This is a genomic window from Mycolicibacterium agri (assembly GCF_002553505.1).
In the GTDB taxonomy this organism is placed as follows: domain Bacteria; phylum Actinomycetota; class Actinomycetes; order Mycobacteriales; family Mycobacteriaceae; genus Mycobacterium; species Mycobacterium agri.
In genome coordinates this window covers 66,218-80,611 of record NZ_PDCP01000010.1, presented here as the reverse complement: position 1 = coordinate 80,611, position 14,394 = coordinate 66,218, and the positions used below count along the sequence as shown (strand labels likewise).

Genomic DNA, 14,394 nt, shown 5'->3' with positions numbered 1-14,394 from the left:
AGAAGGTCCGATCTTGCCCTTTGACGAACGCGACGTCACAGGCATCGGCGCGCTGTCTGATCCCCTGCGGCGGCGCCTCTACCTGTTCGTGTGCGCCCAACCCGATCCGGTCAGCCGCGAAGTCGCCGCCGACGCGCTGGACATCGCGCCACACCAGGCGAAGTTTCACCTCGACAAGCTCGAACGCGACGGCCTGCTCGACTTCCTCTACGCCCGCGTCAGCGGACGCACCGGCCCCGGCGCAGGCAGGCCCGCGAAGCTGTACCGGCGCGCCGACCGTGACGTCGCAGTGTCGCTTCCCGACCGCGAGTACGAACTCGCGGGCAGGCTGATGGCGGCCGCGATCACCGAGTCGACCACGTCGGGCGCCCCTGTCATGGAGGTGCTGTACCGCGTCGCGCACACGTACGGACGCGAACTCGGCGACACGGCGGCCGGCGACGAACCGCCGAGCACCGCCACAGCGGCCTTGGACCTCGCGGTCTCGACCCTCTGGGCGAACGGTTACGAGCCGCGCCCGGATGATCAGCGAGTCGTGCTGGCCAACTGCCCGTTTCACGCGCTGGCGAAGGAGCACAAGCAGTTGGTCTGCCAGATGAATGAGGCGCTGGTCGACGGCGTCGCCGGTGCGCTGGGGCGGCACCGGCCGAGCGTGGTGTTCGACCCGGCGCCCGACCGGTGCTGCGTGGTGCTCGAATCCGGCCGCGCCAACTGACGAACACCCCTCTTACACAGCGCCTTTGGAAGATCACCTGCGGCTGTTGCTATGGTGGGGCTGTCACGATGTGACACCGGACGAGCAGCACCGTACCCGGCCAGCGACAAGACGGCGCACTCGGAGGTGTTGTCTTATGGCGTGGCTGATTCTGGTGCTTTCCGGTGTCATGGAAGCCGTCTGGGCCACCGCGCTGAGTAGATCTGCGGGCCTCACCCGGCTCGTCCCCTCGCTGGTGTTTCTTGTCTCACTGGCGATTTCGATGATCGGCCTGGCCATCGCGATGCGCAGCCTTCCGGTGGGCACCAGCTACGCGGTGTGGGTCGGCATCGGTGCTGCGCTGACGGTGGCATACGCGATGGTGACCGGGGCCGAATCGACGTCAGTGTTCAAGATCTTGCTGATGCTCGGCATCGTTGGCTGTGTCGTCGGGCTGAAGCTGGTTGGTCACTGACGGCGGCTCAACCGCGAAAAGCCCAACGCGCCAAGAGCTCCCACGGCTGCCGCGGTGAGCACGCCTGCCGGGCCAAGCCCTTCACGAACCTGCACGCGCGGGGTGATCTGGGCCAGCGTCGGCGGGTACACCGGCGCGGCTTCCAGGTTCTCTTTCGAGGTGGCCGCCCATGCGGTCGCGAACAGGATCAACCGGGCGGTGATGTAGGCGAACACCATCAGGCCCAGCACTGGGCCGAATGTCGCACCGGCGGGACCGGTCACCACCGACTTCAGGTAATACGACGCCACCAGCTTGAAGATCTCAAACGCCACCGACGCCAACAACCCGGCGCGGGCGGCGCTGCGGAAACTGACCGATTCCCGCGGCAGCCGCGCGATGATCCAGGTGAACAACAGCCACGAGATCAGCAGCGACACGGCGATCGAGAACATGCGCAGGCCGATGCTGATGCCCGGAAGGTCCTGCAGCCCAAGGTATCCGACGATGCGCTTCATCACGCCCGAACTGCCCACCGCGGTCAGCGCGACGGTGACGATGATCGCGGCGAACAGGCCGACGATGGCGACCAGATCCGACAGCTTGGTGCGCAGGAAGCCCGGCGTGTCCTGACGCATCAGACCCCACATCTGGCTCAGCGCCTCGCGCAGGTTGGCCATCCACCCCAACCCGGCCCATGCCGCGGTCGCCAGTCCGATCACGCCGACCGATGTCCGCGACGCGATCGCCGACTCCATCAGCTGCACCAACTGGTCTCCCATGTCACCAGACACCGTCGACTTGATGCGGTCGGTGACTTCGGCCAGCAGATCGGGCTGGCTGGCGAGGATGAAGCCCGCGGTCGCGAAGGCGAGCATCAGCAGCGGGAACAACGCGAAGATCGTGAAGTAGGTGATGCCCGCGGCGTAGAAGTCGCCCTTGCTGTCGTTGTAGCGCTCTTGGGCGAGCATGACGTGGTCGAACCACTTGTACCGCGTGCGGAAGCGGTCCAGGACTCCTGGTTTGGCCGGTTCGGTCATGCCGACCTCCGTTGGCGCTATGTCGGTTGTTCGGTTGTCATTCCGGTGGTGCGAGGAAGCCCAGCCGCTCGTATACCCGTTTCAGGGTCTTGGCAGACACTTCCCTGGCGCGGGTGGCACCCGCCGCGAGGATCCCCTCGAGTTCTGTGGTGTCGGCGAGCAACTCGTCGACCCTGTTCTTGATCGGGGTGACGAACTCCACCACCGCTTCTGCGGTGTCCTTCTTCAGGTCGCCGTAGCCGCGGCCGGCGTAGTTGTCGACGAGCTTTTCGATGTCGGTGCCGGTGACCGCGGACTGGATCGTCAGCAGGTTGGACACGCCCGGTTTGGCGTCGGGGTCGTAGCGGATCTCGCGCTCGCTGTCGGTGACGGCCGAGCGGATCTTCTTGGCCGTCACTGCGGGGTCGTCGAGCAGGAAGATCAAACCGGCTTCGGTGGACGCCGACTTGCTCATCTTCGACGTCGGGTCCTGCAGGTCGTAGATCTTGGCGGTGGCCTTGGGGATCATCGGCTCGGGGATGACGAACGTGTCCGGGAAGCGGGCGTTGAACCGCTGCGCCACGTCGCGGGCGAGTTCGAGGTGCTGGCGCTGATCCTCGCCGACGGGCACCACGTCGGTGTCGTAGAGCAGCACGTCGGCGGCCATCAGCACCGGATAGGTGAACAGGCCGACGGTGGTGGCCTCGGTCCCCTCCTTCTGCGACTTGTCCTTGAACTGCGTCATCCGTGAGGCCTGCCCGAAACCGGTGAAACAGCCCAGCACCCAAGCCAGTTCGGCGTGCGCGGGCACGTGGCTCTGCACGAAGACGGTGGCGCGGAACGGGTCGACGCCCATCGCCAGATACTGGGCGGCCGTCGCGAGCGTGCGCCGACGCAACGTGGCCGGATCCTGCGGCACCGTGATGGAGTGCAGGTCGACGACGCAGAAGTAGCTGTCGAACTCGTCCTGCAGGCTCGCCCACTGCGCCACCGCGCCCAGCGCGTTGCCGAGGTGCAGGGAGTCAGACGTGGGTTGCACGCCGGAAAAGACGACGCGATCGGGTGGCTTGCTCATGATGGGTCAATCTTTTCACGGCCATCTCATGGGGCCGGAATGGCCATATATTCGACGGTCACCGGTGCGTGATCCGACCAGCGCAGCTCATAGGCGGCTGCCCGCTCGACCCGCGCGGCGCTGGCCCGGGCGGCGAGACCCGGCGTGGCCAGCTGGTAGTCGATGCGCCAGCCCGCGTCGTTGTCGAAGGCGCGGCCGCGCCAGGACCACCACGAGTACGGGCCCGCCACGCCGGGGTGCAGGCTGCGCACGGCATCCACCCATCCGCTGGCCAGCAGGTCGGTCAGCCACTGCCGCTCGCTGGGCAGGAATCCGGACTTCTTCAGGTTGCCCTTCCAGTTCTTGATGTCGTTCTCGGTGTGGGCGATGTTCCAGTCGCCGCACACCACCGCGTCGCGGCCGGAGTGCAGCAGCGTCGCCATCCGCCCGGCGAGGGCGGCCATGAACCGTTCCTTCTCCAGCTGGCGGTCCGTGTCGGCCTCGCCGGTCGGGATGTAGACGCTGGCGACGGTCGCGTCGCCGACGTCGACCTCGATGTAGCGGCCGTGCGCGTCGAACTCCACCGCGCCCGCGCCGACCCTGACGGCGTCGAACGGTTTGCGGCTGAGCACGGCAACTCCGTTGCGTCCCTTCAGATGCGCGTGCGCCGAGGCGACGTGCCAGCCGTCGTCAAGCGCAGGTTGCAGCGCCGCGGTCAGCTGGTCGTTGTCGGCGCGGGTCTCCTGCAGGCAGACAACATCGGCGGCGGTGGTCGCCAGCCACGGCAGCAGGCCGAGATTGGTTTGCGACCGCTGCTTGATCGCCGCGCGGATGCCGTTGACGTTGATGGTGCTGACGATCACGACGGCTGACCTTAGCCCAGCCGTCACCGCACTCAGCCATGGTGACCTGCGCGGTACCGGCGGTATCACCCTCTGCTGTACTGTCGGCTCCATGGCCCTTCGCGACCCGATCCACCTCGGCTCCGGCGAACCGATGCTGTTGCTGCACCCGTTCATGTTGTCCCAGAACGTGTGGAAATACGTCGCGCCGCAGATAGCTGACACCGGCCGCTACGAGGTGCTGGCGCCGACCATGCCCGGCCACAACGGCGGCATCAAAGGCCAGTTGTTCCTAGACACCGCCGAGCTTGCCGACGACATGGAGCGGCGCATGGACGAGCTGGGCTGGACCACCGCGCACATCGTCGGCAACTCGCTCGGCGGCTGGGTGGCCTTCGAGCTCGAGCGCCGCGGCCGGGCCCGCACGCTCACCGGCATCGCCCCTGCCGGCGGCTGGCACGCGTGGACCCCGGCCAAGTTCGAGATCGTCTTCAAGTTCATCTGCGGGTTTCCGGTGTGGTTGGTCACCAAGGCCCTCGGTCAGCGCGCGGTGAAGCTGCCGTTCGCCAAACTGCTGGCCTACCCCGCGATCAGCGCACACCCCGACGCCCTCAACGATGCTGACCTGCCCGGCATCGTCGACGACTTCGCACACTGCCCGGCCTACTACCAGCTGCTGGTGAAATCGCTTCTGCTGCCCGGTCTTTCCGAACTCGCCGACGCGCAAGCACCGACCCATCTGGTGATCTGCGAGAAGGACCGGGTCCTGCCGCACCCGCGCTTCACCCGCCACTTCACCTCCCACCTGCCCGAGGGCACCAGAATCACCCACCTCGACGGGGTCGGCCACATCCCGATGTTCGAGGCGCCGGAGCTGGTCACCAAGGTGATCCTCGACTTCGTCGACGAGCACGTCGAGCACAAGCGCGCGACCGGATAACGGTCGACCGCTCAGGCCAGCGCGGCCTTCAGATTGTCGGCCAGGGTGCCGAGGAACTCCTCGGTGGTCTGCCACGGCTGCTCGGGGCCGATCAGGATCGCCAGGTCCTTGGTCATGTGGCCGCCCTCGACGGTGCTGATCACGACGTCCTCCAAGGTGCTCACGAACTGCACCACCTCGGAGGTGTCGTCGAGCTTGCCGCGGTGCTGCAGGCCACGGGTCCACGCGAAGATCGACGCGATCGGATTGGTCGACGTCGGCTTGCCCTGCTGATACTGGCGGTAGTGCCGGGTGACGGTGCCGTGCGCGGCTTCGGCCTCGACGGTCTTGCCGTCGGGCGTCATCAGCACCGACGTCATCAGCCCCAACGATCCGTAACCCTGTGCGATGGCGTCGGATTGCACGTCACCGTCGTAGTTCTTGCAGGCCCAGACGTAGCCGCCCTCCCACTTCAGGCAGGAGGCCACCATGTCATCGATCAGCCGGTGCTCGTAGGTCAACCCGCGCTTGGCGAACTCCTCGGCGTACTCCTCGTCGAAGATGCGCTGGAACTCGTCCTTGAACATCCCGTCGTAGCCCTTGAGGATGGTGTTCTTCGTCGACAGGTAGACGGGGTAATTCTGTTGCAGTGCAAAGTTGAACGTCGACCGCGCGAAGTCTCCGATGGACTTCTTGAAGTTGTACATCCCCATGATGACGCCGCCGTCTTCGGGGATTTCGACGACGTCGTGCACCATCGGTTCGCTGCCGTCGGCCGGTGTGAACGTCACCGTGAAGGTGCCCGGCTTGTCGACCTTGGCGTTGAACGCGCGGTACTGGTCGCCGAACGCGTGGCGGCCGATGATGATCGGCTTGGTCCATCCCGGCACCAGCCGCGGCACGTTCGAGATCACGATCGGCGCGCGGAAGATGGTGCCACCGAGGATGTTTCGGATGGTGCCGTTCGGCGACAGCCACATCTGCTTGAGGTTGAACTCCTTGACCCGGGCCTCGTCGGGGGTGATGGTCGCGCACTTGACGCCGACGCCGTGCCGCTTGATGGCCTCGGCCGCCTCGATCGTCACCTGGTCGTCGGTGGCATCGCGGTGCTCGATACCCAGGTCGTAGTAATCGAGGTTGATGTCGAGGTACGGCAGGATGAGCTGTTCCTTGATCATCTTCCAGATGATCCGCGTCATCTCGTCGCCGTCGAGTTCGACGACCGTGCCCTGGACCTTGATCTTGGACATACCGCCAGCCTACAAGCGCGGCTTAGCTCTGTGCGCCCTCCAAGATGGTGTTGAGCGTCTTGCTGGGCCGCATCACCGCCGCGGTCTTCTCCGGATCCGGGTAGTAGCCGCCGATGTCCACCGAATCGCCCTGCACCTCAGCGAGTTCGGTGACGATCGTGTCCTCGTTCTCGGCCAGCGTCTTGGCCAAATTGGCGAAGTGGTCGGCCAGCTCCTTGTCCTCGGTCTGATCGGCGAGCTCCTGCGCCCAGTACATCGCGAGGTAGAACTGGCTGCCCCGGTTGTCCAGCTCACCGGTCTTGCGGGACGGACTCTTGTTGTTGTCCAACAGCTTTCCGATCGCCGCGTCCAGCGTGGTGCCTAACAGCGCGGCGCGCTTGTTGCCGGTCTTGGTGCCGATGTCCTCGAAGCAGGCGCCGAGGGCGAGGAACTCACCCAGCGAATCCCAGCGCAGGTGGTTCTCCTCCACCAGCTGGTGGACGTGCTTGGGCGCCGAACCGCCCGCGCCGGTCTCGTACATGCCGCCGCCTGCCATCAACGGCACGATCGACAGCATCTTGGCGCTGGTGCCCAGCTCCAGGATCGGGAACAGGTCGGTGAGGTAGTCGCGCAGGATGTTGCCGGTCACCGCGATGGTGTCCTGGCCGCGGATGAGCCGCTCCAGCGTGTACCGCATGGCCCATACCTGCGGCATGATCTGGATGTGAAGGCCCTCGGTGTCGTGGTCCTTGAGGTAGGTCTTGACCTTCTTGCGCAGCTCCACCTCGTGCGGGCGCTCGGTGTCGAGCCAGAACAGCGCCGTCATGCCTGAGGCCCGAGCCCGCGTGACGGCCAGCTTGACCCAGTCGCGGATGGCCGCGTCCTTGACGATCGGCATGCGCCAGATGTCGCCTTCTTCGACGTTCTGGGTCATCAACACCTCGCCGGTGTCGATGTCGACGATGTTGGCCACACCGTCCTCGGGGATCTCGAACGTCTTGTCGTGGCTGCCGTACTCCTCGGCCTTCTGCGCCATCAGGCCCACGTTCGGCACGGTGCCCATGGTGGTCGGATCGAACTGCCCGTGCGTCTTACAGAAGTTGATCATCTCCTGATAGATGCGGGAGAACGTCGACTCCGGGTTGACCGCCTTGACGTCCTTGGTGCGACCGTCGGCGCCGTACATCTTGCCGCCCAACCGGATCATCGCCGGCATCGAGGCGTCGACGATCACGTCGCTGGGTGAATGGAAGTTGGTGATGCCGCGAGCCGAGTCGACCATCGCCAGCTCCGGACGGTGTTCGTGCACGGCGTGGATGTCCTGGACGATCTCTTCGCGCTGCGAGGCGGGCAGCGCCTGGATCTTGTCGTACAGATCGGACATGCCGTTGTTGACGTTGACGCCCAACTCGTCGAGCACCTTCTGGTGCTTGGCGAAGGCCTCCTTGTAGAACACCTTGATCGCGTGGCCGAACACGATCGGGTGGCTCACCTTCATCATCGTGGCCTTGACGTGCAGCGAGAACATCACGCCGGTCTTGTAGGCGTCCTCGATCTGCTCTTCGTAGAACTGGATGAGCGCTTTCTTGCTCATGTACATGCTGTCGATGACGTCGCCCTCGTCGAGCTGGACTTCGGGCTTGAGCACCATGGTGTCGCCGCTCTTGGTCTCGAGCACCATCTTGACCCTGCGCGCCTTGTCCAGCGTCATCGACTTCTCGCCGTGGTAGAAGTCACCGGTCTTCATGGTCGCGACGTGGGTGCGCGATGCCTGTGACCACTCACCCATGCTGTGCGGATGCTTGCGGGCGTACTCCTTGACGGCCTTGGGTGCGCGACGATCCGAATTGCCTTGACGCAGAACCGGGTTCACGGCGCTGCCGAGCACCTTGGCGTAGCGCTCCTTGATCTCTTTTTCTTCGTCGGTCTTGGGATCGCCGGGATAGTCCGGGAGGTCGTATCCCTTGGCCTTCAGTTCCTTGATGGCGGCCAGCAGCTGCGGCACCGAGGCGCTGATGTTGGGCAGCTTGATGATGTTGGCGTCGGGGGACTGGGTGAGCTCGCCGAGCTGCGCGAGGTTGTCCGGCACGCGCTGCTCTTCGGTCAGGCGGTCGGAGAACTCGGCCAGGATGCGCGCGGCCACCGAGATGTCATTTGTCTCGACATTGATCCCGGCGGGCTCGGTGAACGTCCGGATGATGGGCAGGAAAGCGTAGGTCGCCAACAGCGGCGCCTCATCCGTCAGCGTGTAGGTGATCGTTGGCTTCTCGTCGCTCATTGATGTCTCCCCGGCGTCAGTGTCGGCTTCCAGTATCGCGTCGATTACGAACCTACGCGTGCCCTGGATATCGCTGGATATGGGGTCATTTGCCCCATGCCCCGCGGCCCGCCGACGCGCAAAATCCCATCATGATCAGCCCGCTGGCATCGGTAACATCGCTTGCGATACGCTTCATGTCGGTCATGAGCGCCAGCGTCAAGCCCCGGCTTGCTGGCCGGCAACCCTCCAACCGCGGTGGGGTGCCCCGGGTGATGACCAGGTTGAGTAGCCGAAACCGGCTACAAGGCAAGCGCGGGTCCGCCGGAAACGGACCCCCAGAGAGCAGATGGAGGTCCGTCTCGCATGAGCACGCCAGAAGATCCGACCGCGAAATGGTCGTTTGAGACCAAGCAGGTCCACGCTGGGCAAACACCCGACAGCGCCACCAACGCGCGGGCCCTGCCGATCTATCAGACGACGTCGTACACGTTCAACAGCACCGAGCACGCGGCGGCGCTGTTCGGCCTCGCCGAGCCGGGCAACATCTACACCCGGATCATGAACCCGACGCAGGACGTCGTCGAGCAGCGCATCGCCGCGCTCGAGGGCGGGGTGGCGGCGCTGTTCGTCGCCTCCGGTCAGGCCGCGGAGACCTTCGCCATTCTCAACCTGGCGAACACCGGCGACCACATCGTGTCCAGCCCGCGGCTGTACGGCGGCACGTACAACCTGTTCCACTACACGCTGCCCAAGCTGGGCATCGAGGTCAGCTTCGTCGAGCAGCCCGACGACCTGGAGTCGTGGCGGGCAGCGGTGCGGCCGAACACCAAGGCGTTCTTCGGCGAGACCATCTCCAACCCGCAGAACGACATCCTCGACATCCCGAACGTGGCCGCTGTCGCCCACGACGCAGGCGTGCCACTGATCGTGGACAACACCGTCGCCACCCCGTACCTCGTTCAGCCGATCAGCCACGGCGCCGACATCGTCGTGCACTCGGCCACGAAGTACCTCGGCGGCCACGGCGCCGCGATCGCCGGCGTGATCGTCGACGGCGGCACCTTCGACTGGACCAACGGCAAATTCCCCGGCTTCACCACGCCCGATCCGAGCTACCACGGGGTGGTGTTCGCCGAGCTGGGACCGCCGGCGTTCGCGTTGAAGGCGCGCGTGCAGTTGCTGCGCGACATGGGTTCGGCGGCGTCGCCGTTCAACGCCTTCCTCGTCGCGCAGGGACTCGAGACGTTGAGCCTGCGGGTGGAGCGCCATGTCGCCAACGCGCAGCGGGTCGCCGAGTACCTCGAGGCCCATCCCGACGTGATCTCGGTCAACTACGCGGGGCTGCCCAGCTCGCCCTGGTATGAGCTGGGCCGCAAGCTCGCGCCGAAGGGCACCGGTGCGGTGCTGGCCTTCGAGCTGGCCGGCGGCATCGACGCGGGCAAGGCGTTCGTCAACGCGCTCACCCTGCACAGCCATGTCGCCAACATCGGCGACGTCCGCTCGCTGGTGATCCACCCGGCGTCGACCACCCATTCGCAGCTGACCCCCGAGGAACAGCTGGCCACCGGTGTCACCCCGGGCCTGGTGCGGCTGGCGGTCGGCATCGAGGGGATCGACGACATCATCGCCGATCTCGAGCAGGGCTTCGCCGCTGCAAAGCCCTTCCATGCAGCCGATACCGCCGACCCCGCGACGGCCTCCGCGTTTTAAGTGACGGCCGTAAGGACTTTGACGTGACTATCTTTGACGTGCCAACTGACACGCTGCCCGCTGAAGGCGAGGTGGCGATCGTCGACATCGGTTCGCTGACGCTGGAGAGCGGCGCGGTGATCGACGACGTGTCCATCGCCGTGCAGCGCTGGGGCGAACTGTCGCCCAACCGCGACAACGTGGTGGTGGTGCTGCACGCGCTGACCGGCGACTCCCACATCACCGGTCCCGCGGGCCCTGGTCATCCGACACCGGGCTGGTGGGACGGCATCGCGGGCCCCGGCGCGCCGATCGACACCGACCGCTGGTGCGCGGTCGCGACCAACGTATTGGGCGGCTGCCGCGGGTCGACCGGCCCGAGCTCGCTTGCCCGCGACGGAAAGCCTTGGGGCTCAAGGTTTCCGCTCGTGACCATCCGCGATCAGGTGGAGGCCGACGTGGCCGCGCTCGAAGCGTTGGGCATCCACGAGGTCGCCGCCGTCGTCGGCGGTTCGATGGGCGGCGCGCGTGCGCTGGAGTGGATGATCGGCTATCCCGACCGGGTCCGGTCGGCGCTGGTGCTCGCGGTGGGCGCTCGTGCCACCGCCGATCAGATCGGCACCCAGTGCAGCCAGATCGCCGCGATCAAGGCGGACCCGAACTGGCAGAACGGCGACTACTACGGCACCGGCCGCTCGCCGGACGTCGGGATGCAGATCGCCCGCCGGTTCGCGCATCTGACCTACCGCGGCGAGGTGGAGCTCGACACCCGCTTCGGCAATCAGGGTCAGGGCGACGAGCAGCCGCTGGCCGGCGGCAGTTACGCGGTGCAGAGCTACCTCGAGCATCAGGGCGAGAAGCTGCTGAGCCGCTTCGACGCGGGCACCTACGTGGCGCTCACCGAGTCGCTGTCCAGCCACGACGTCGGGCGTGGCCGCGGCGGCATCGAGGCGGCGCTGCGCAGCTGCCCGGTGCCCGCGGTCGTCGGTGGCATCACCTCCGACCGGCTTTACCCAATTCGGCTGCAGGAGGAATTAGCCGAGCTGTTGCCTGGTTGTGCGGGGTTGAAGGTTGTCGACTCGATCTACGGCCACGACGGGTTCCTAGTCGAGACGGAGGCGGTCGGCGACCTGATCCGCGAGACTTTGGAGCTGGCATTACGGTGACGCGATCCAAGCAGCAGCAACGTTCCCGCTCATTTGGCGCATTTGGTTCCGAGGCCGCTGCTTACGAACGCGGCAGGCCGTCGTATCCGCCCGAAGCCATCGACTGGCTGCTCCCGCCGAACGCCCGCGACGTGCTCGACCTGGGCGCGGGCACCGGCAAGTTGACCACGCGGCTGGTCGAGCGCGGCCTGGGCGTCGTCGCGGTCGACCCGATCCCGGAGATGCTCGAGCTGCTGAGCAACTCGCTGCCCGATACGCCCGCGCTGCTGGGCACGGCCGAGGACATCCCGCTGCCCGACGACAGCGTGGACGCGGTACTCGTCGCGCAGGCCTGGCACTGGTTCGACCCCGAACGCGCCATCAAGGAGGTGGCGCGCGTACTGCGGCCCGGTGGGCGGCTCGGCCTGGTGTGGAACACCCGCGACGAGCGGATGGGCTGGGTCAAGGATCTGGGCGACATCATCGGCCACGAGCAGGACCCGTTCAGCCACGAGGTCACACTGTCGGAGCCGTTCGGCAACATCGAGCGCCATCACGTGGAGTGGACGAATTATTTGACGCCGCAGGCGCTCATCGACCTGGTGGCGTCGCGCAGCTACTGCATCACCTCGCCTGCCGACGTGCGCACCCAGACGCTTGAGCGGGTGCGCCATTTGTTGGCCACCCACCCGGGGCTGGCCAACTCGACCGGCCTGGCGCTGCCGTACATCACGGTCGCCATTCGCGCCACGCTCACCTGAATTTCCTCTTTGCGCGCTTCTTTGCGCGCTTCTTTGCGCCGAAACCGACATTTGGGCGGGAAAGTGCGAGTAGATCGCGCCATTTCGTCGATCTCGGCGCGGGCTTAGGTTGGCTTAGGTTGGCTTAGGTGGCGAACCAGCGCGTCAACGCGGCCCGCAACGCTGCGGCGTCGTCGGCGCCGAAGGTGTCGGCCGCCCATGCGACATAACCGTCGGGCCGGATCAGCATCGCGGCGGCCCCGTCGAAGTCACCGCCCACGGCGTCAACCCGATCGCGCCAATCGGCGGCGACCCGCGTGGCCGCACCGCCGGTGGCGTCGACAAGAACGCCGCGCGCGTCTTGCAGCAGATCGGCGACGCGACGGCCGTCGTCGAACTCCAGGTCGGGCACCATGAACCCCGACAGCCGGTGATCGTCGCCGACGTCGTAGCGGACGTCGGAGCCAGCCAACAGTCCGGCCAGGTGCGACGCGACCTCGGTCTTGGCGGCCAGCTCGCCGAAAAGCTCACGCAGCGCGGACACTTCGGGGCCGGGCGCCGTCAACGCCAGCTGGGCCTTCGAGTGCATCATCACCCGCTCCCCGACCGGATAGCGTTCGGATTCGTAGGTGTCGAGCAGGCCCGCGGGCGCCCATCCGTTCATTTCGGCGGCCAGCTTCCAGCCCAGGTTCACGGCGTCCTGCATGCCGAGGTTCAGTCCGGGCCCGCCCATCGGCGAGTGCACGTGCGCGGCGTCGCCGAGCAGCAGCACCCGACCGGCGCGGTACCGGTCGGCCTGCCGCGAGTTGGTGCCGTCGAGCCGACGCAACGCATGCGCGCCAGGCTTGCGTGGTGCCTCCAGCGGCAACTCGACGCCCAGCAGACGAAACACACTGGCGCGCAGCTCATCCAGCGTCATCGGGCCGTCGGCGCTGCCGGGTGTCCAGCCGTACTCGATGGTGCCGAGCAACGGCCGCTCGGGGTCGAGCGGCACCAGCATGATGCTGCCGTCGGCCCAACGACTCACCCCGTACGGCAGCAGACCCAGGCCCGGGATCTCGTATCCGTGGCCGGGCACCAGCAGTTCGTCGGGCAGATGCACGTGCGCGATGCGGCTGACGACCGGCGATGTGTGGCCGGGGAAGTCGATGCCCACGGCCTTGCGCACCATGCTGCGACCGCCGTCGGCACCGACCAGATACGGCGCATCCATGCGGTAGTCGCCGCGCGTGGTCGTGACCGTCAACGTTACGGCGTCGTCGTCCTGGCGCAATGCCGTCAACTCGTGGCCCCACCGGATGTCGACGCCGAGGTCTCGGGCCCGCTTCTCCAGCAGGCGCACCAGCCGCGGCTGGGGAAGCAGCAGGACATGCATCGGATTGTTCTCGATGCCAAGGAAACTCAGGGGCATACCGGCGAACATCCAGCCGTGGGTGGGCTGCGGCGGGCCATCCTCGCCGCCGAACGCATGGTAGAGGCCGCGCATATCGAGTTGCCGAACCACCTGTCCCACAAGGCCGTTGGCCTTCGGCTCCTCGCTGGGCCCGGGCAGCTTGTCGAGGACGACGGGGCTCAGGCCGGCCAGCGCGAGTTCGCAGGCGAGCAACAGGCCGTTGGGCCCTGCCCCCGAAATGACAATTTGGCTGCTCATCACTTACCCCTCTCCGGCACGGGCAGGCCCGCAGCCACCTCTGCGAACCCCTGGCGCAGCAGTTCGGTGATCGGCACCGGTGGGTCTGCGGTCACATAGATTTCCGTCGCGGCGTCGCCGACGGCGCGAACCACGGCCGCAACGAGGCGGGGATACAGATCCCGCTGCGGGTCGGTACCCGTCCGCTCGGCGAGCACCTCGAGCCACTCGTCGAACAGCTGCTTCGACACCGCATCGCGAAACTCCGAGCGCATCAACAGGTTCCGGATCTCGCTGAACTCCTCGCGGTCCAATATCTTCTGCTCTTCACCGCCGGCCTCGGCGAGGTCTTCTTCCAATGGCGCCAGCACCGATTCGGTGATCGACGTCCACAGCGGCTCATCGGCGGGACGCGCGCGCAGCACGTCGATGCTGCGGCGCAGTCGTTCGACCTGTCGGTAGGCCAGCGCCTCGTATTTGCCGTTGAAGTAGTTGTTGAACGTCCGCAGCGACACACCGGCCAACTCCGCAATCGCCTCGCGCGTCACGGAATCGAAGTCGCCGGCCAGCGCGAGCTTCAGCGCCGCGTCGCTGAGCGCGCGCCGGGTGTTGAGCTTCTTGCGCTCCCGTAATCCGGCCATGGCGCCACCCTACGCAAAACTTGCACAGTGGGCAAGATTGCACGGCGAGCAACAATCAAGGCCCGCCGAAACCGACAA

The 14,394-nt window shown here is 66.4% G+C and carries 13 protein-coding genes and 2 riboswitches; of the genes, 6 read left to right on the top strand and 7 right to left on the bottom strand.

Going from position 1 to position 14,394, the window contains the following annotated elements; all coding sequences use genetic code 11:
- Positions 1-13 precede the first annotated feature (13 nt).
- Together CQY20_RS07665 and CQY20_RS07660 are read left to right on the top strand one after the other, a co-directional pair.
- Positions 14-715, top strand: coding sequence for a helix-turn-helix transcriptional regulator (locus tag CQY20_RS07665; protein ID WP_097939474.1), 702 nt, complete (start codon positions 14-16; stop codon positions 713-715).
- Positions 716-772: 57 nt separating this feature from the next.
- Positions 773-836, top strand: a riboswitch (guanidine-III (ykkC-III) riboswitch).
- A gap of 15 nt (positions 837-851) precedes the next feature.
- The gene (locus CQY20_RS07660; protein WP_097939473.1) at positions 852-1,169 is read left to right on the top strand and encodes a DMT family transporter; all 318 of its coding nucleotides are present in this window, start codon (positions 852-854) and stop codon (positions 1,167-1,169) included.
- On the opposite strand, the gene yhjD is transcribed toward CQY20_RS07660, so the two are convergent.
- Genes yhjD through CQY20_RS07645 form a run of 3 tightly spaced genes read right to left on the bottom strand, consistent with a single transcriptional unit; the run spans position 1,163 to position 4,084 of the window.
- On the bottom strand, positions 1,163-2,188 hold the full coding sequence (gene yhjD, locus CQY20_RS07655; RefSeq protein WP_097939472.1) for an inner membrane protein YhjD: 1,026 nt from the start codon (positions 2,186-2,188) through the stop codon (positions 1,163-1,165). The genes CQY20_RS07660 and yhjD overlap by 7 nt on opposite strands.
- Positions 2,189-2,225: 37 nt before the next feature.
- Positions 2,226-3,242: a tryptophan--tRNA ligase gene (gene trpS, locus CQY20_RS07650; RefSeq protein WP_097939471.1), complete on the bottom strand. Its 1,017-nt coding sequence runs from the start codon at positions 3,240-3,242 to the stop codon at positions 2,226-2,228.
- 26 nt (positions 3,243-3,268) lie between these two features.
- A complete protein-coding gene (locus tag CQY20_RS07645; RefSeq protein WP_097939470.1) occupies positions 3,269-4,084 on the bottom strand; it encodes an exodeoxyribonuclease III in 816 nt (271 codons plus the stop codon).
- Between the two features lie 91 nt (positions 4,085-4,175).
- Here CQY20_RS07645 and CQY20_RS07640 point away from each other — a divergent pair, with 91 nt between their 5' ends.
- Positions 4,176-5,003: an epoxide hydrolase EphH gene (locus CQY20_RS07640; RefSeq protein ID WP_097939469.1), complete on the top strand. Its 828-nt coding sequence runs from the start codon at positions 4,176-4,178 to the stop codon at positions 5,001-5,003.
- Between the two features lie 11 nt (positions 5,004-5,014).
- Here CQY20_RS07640 and CQY20_RS07635 read toward each other — a convergent pair whose 3' ends face one another.
- The gene (locus tag CQY20_RS07635; RefSeq protein WP_097939468.1) at positions 5,015-6,232 is read right to left on the bottom strand and encodes an NADP-dependent isocitrate dehydrogenase; all 1,218 of its coding nucleotides are present in this window, start codon (positions 6,230-6,232) and stop codon (positions 5,015-5,017) included.
- Positions 6,233-6,254: 22 nt separating this feature from the next.
- Positions 6,255-8,489 (bottom strand): NADP-dependent isocitrate dehydrogenase, encoded by a 2,235-nt coding sequence (locus CQY20_RS07630; RefSeq protein WP_097939467.1) that lies wholly within the window; start codon positions 8,487-8,489, stop codon positions 6,255-6,257.
- A gap of 181 nt (positions 8,490-8,670) precedes the next feature.
- Positions 8,671-8,790, top strand: a riboswitch (SAM riboswitch).
- Positions 8,791-8,834: 44 nt separating this feature from the next.
- Between CQY20_RS07630 and CQY20_RS07625 the strand changes: the two genes are divergently transcribed.
- Genes CQY20_RS07625 through CQY20_RS07615 form a run of 3 tightly spaced genes read left to right on the top strand, consistent with a single transcriptional unit; the run spans position 8,835 to position 12,066 of the window.
- A complete protein-coding gene (locus tag CQY20_RS07625; protein ID WP_097939466.1) occupies positions 8,835-10,181 on the top strand; it encodes a bifunctional o-acetylhomoserine/o-acetylserine sulfhydrylase in 1,347 nt (448 codons plus the stop codon).
- Between the two features lie 23 nt (positions 10,182-10,204).
- The gene (metX, locus tag CQY20_RS07620; RefSeq protein ID WP_097939465.1) at positions 10,205-11,326 is read left to right on the top strand and encodes a homoserine O-acetyltransferase MetX; all 1,122 of its coding nucleotides are present in this window, start codon (positions 10,205-10,207) and stop codon (positions 11,324-11,326) included.
- Entirely contained in the window at positions 11,323-12,066 is a 744-nt protein-coding gene (locus tag CQY20_RS07615) for a class I SAM-dependent methyltransferase (protein ID WP_097939464.1), read from the top strand. The genes metX and CQY20_RS07615 overlap by 4 nt, the downstream gene beginning before the upstream one ends.
- 124 nt (positions 12,067-12,190) lie before the next feature.
- Here the strand turns inward: CQY20_RS07615 and CQY20_RS07610 are convergent, their stop codons facing one another.
- Complete coding sequence (locus CQY20_RS07610; RefSeq protein WP_097939463.1) at positions 12,191-13,696, bottom strand: FAD-dependent monooxygenase; 1,506 nt, start codon at positions 13,694-13,696, stop codon at positions 12,191-12,193.
- Positions 13,696-14,316 carry an acyl-CoA-like ligand-binding transcription factor gene (locus CQY20_RS07605; protein WP_097939462.1) on the bottom strand — a complete coding sequence of 207 codons (621 nt, stop codon included), beginning with the start codon at positions 14,314-14,316 and terminating at the stop codon, positions 13,696-13,698. The genes CQY20_RS07610 and CQY20_RS07605 overlap by 1 nt, the downstream gene beginning before the upstream one ends.
- Positions 14,317-14,394: the final 78 nt, after the last annotated feature.

Coding starts and splice junctions, on each gene's coding strand:
- CQY20_RS07660 (WP_097939473.1), top strand. CDS start 852: ATGGCGTGGCTGATTCTGGTGCTTTCCGGTGTCATGGAAGCCGTCTGG.
- yhjD (WP_097939472.1), bottom strand. CDS start 2,188: ATGACCGAACCGGCCAAACCAGGAGTCCTGGACCGCTTCCGCACGCGG.
- trpS (WP_097939471.1), bottom strand. CDS start 3,242: ATGAGCAAGCCACCCGATCGCGTCGTCTTTTCCGGCGTGCAACCCACG.
- CQY20_RS07640 (WP_097939469.1), top strand. CDS start 4,176: ATGGCCCTTCGCGACCCGATCCACCTCGGCTCCGGCGAACCGATGCTG.
- CQY20_RS07635 (WP_097939468.1), bottom strand. CDS start 6,232: ATGTCCAAGATCAAGGTCCAGGGCACGGTCGTCGAACTCGACGGCGAC.
- CQY20_RS07630 (WP_097939467.1), bottom strand. CDS start 8,489: ATGAGCGACGAGAAGCCAACGATCACCTACACGCTGACGGATGAGGCG.
- CQY20_RS07625 (WP_097939466.1), top strand. CDS start 8,835: ATGAGCACGCCAGAAGATCCGACCGCGAAATGGTCGTTTGAGACCAAG.
- CQY20_RS07610 (WP_097939463.1), bottom strand. CDS start 13,696: ATGAGCAGCCAAATTGTCATTTCGGGGGCAGGGCCCAACGGCCTGTTG.
- CQY20_RS07605 (WP_097939462.1), bottom strand. CDS start 14,316: ATGGCCGGATTACGGGAGCGCAAGAAGCTCAACACCCGGCGCGCGCTC.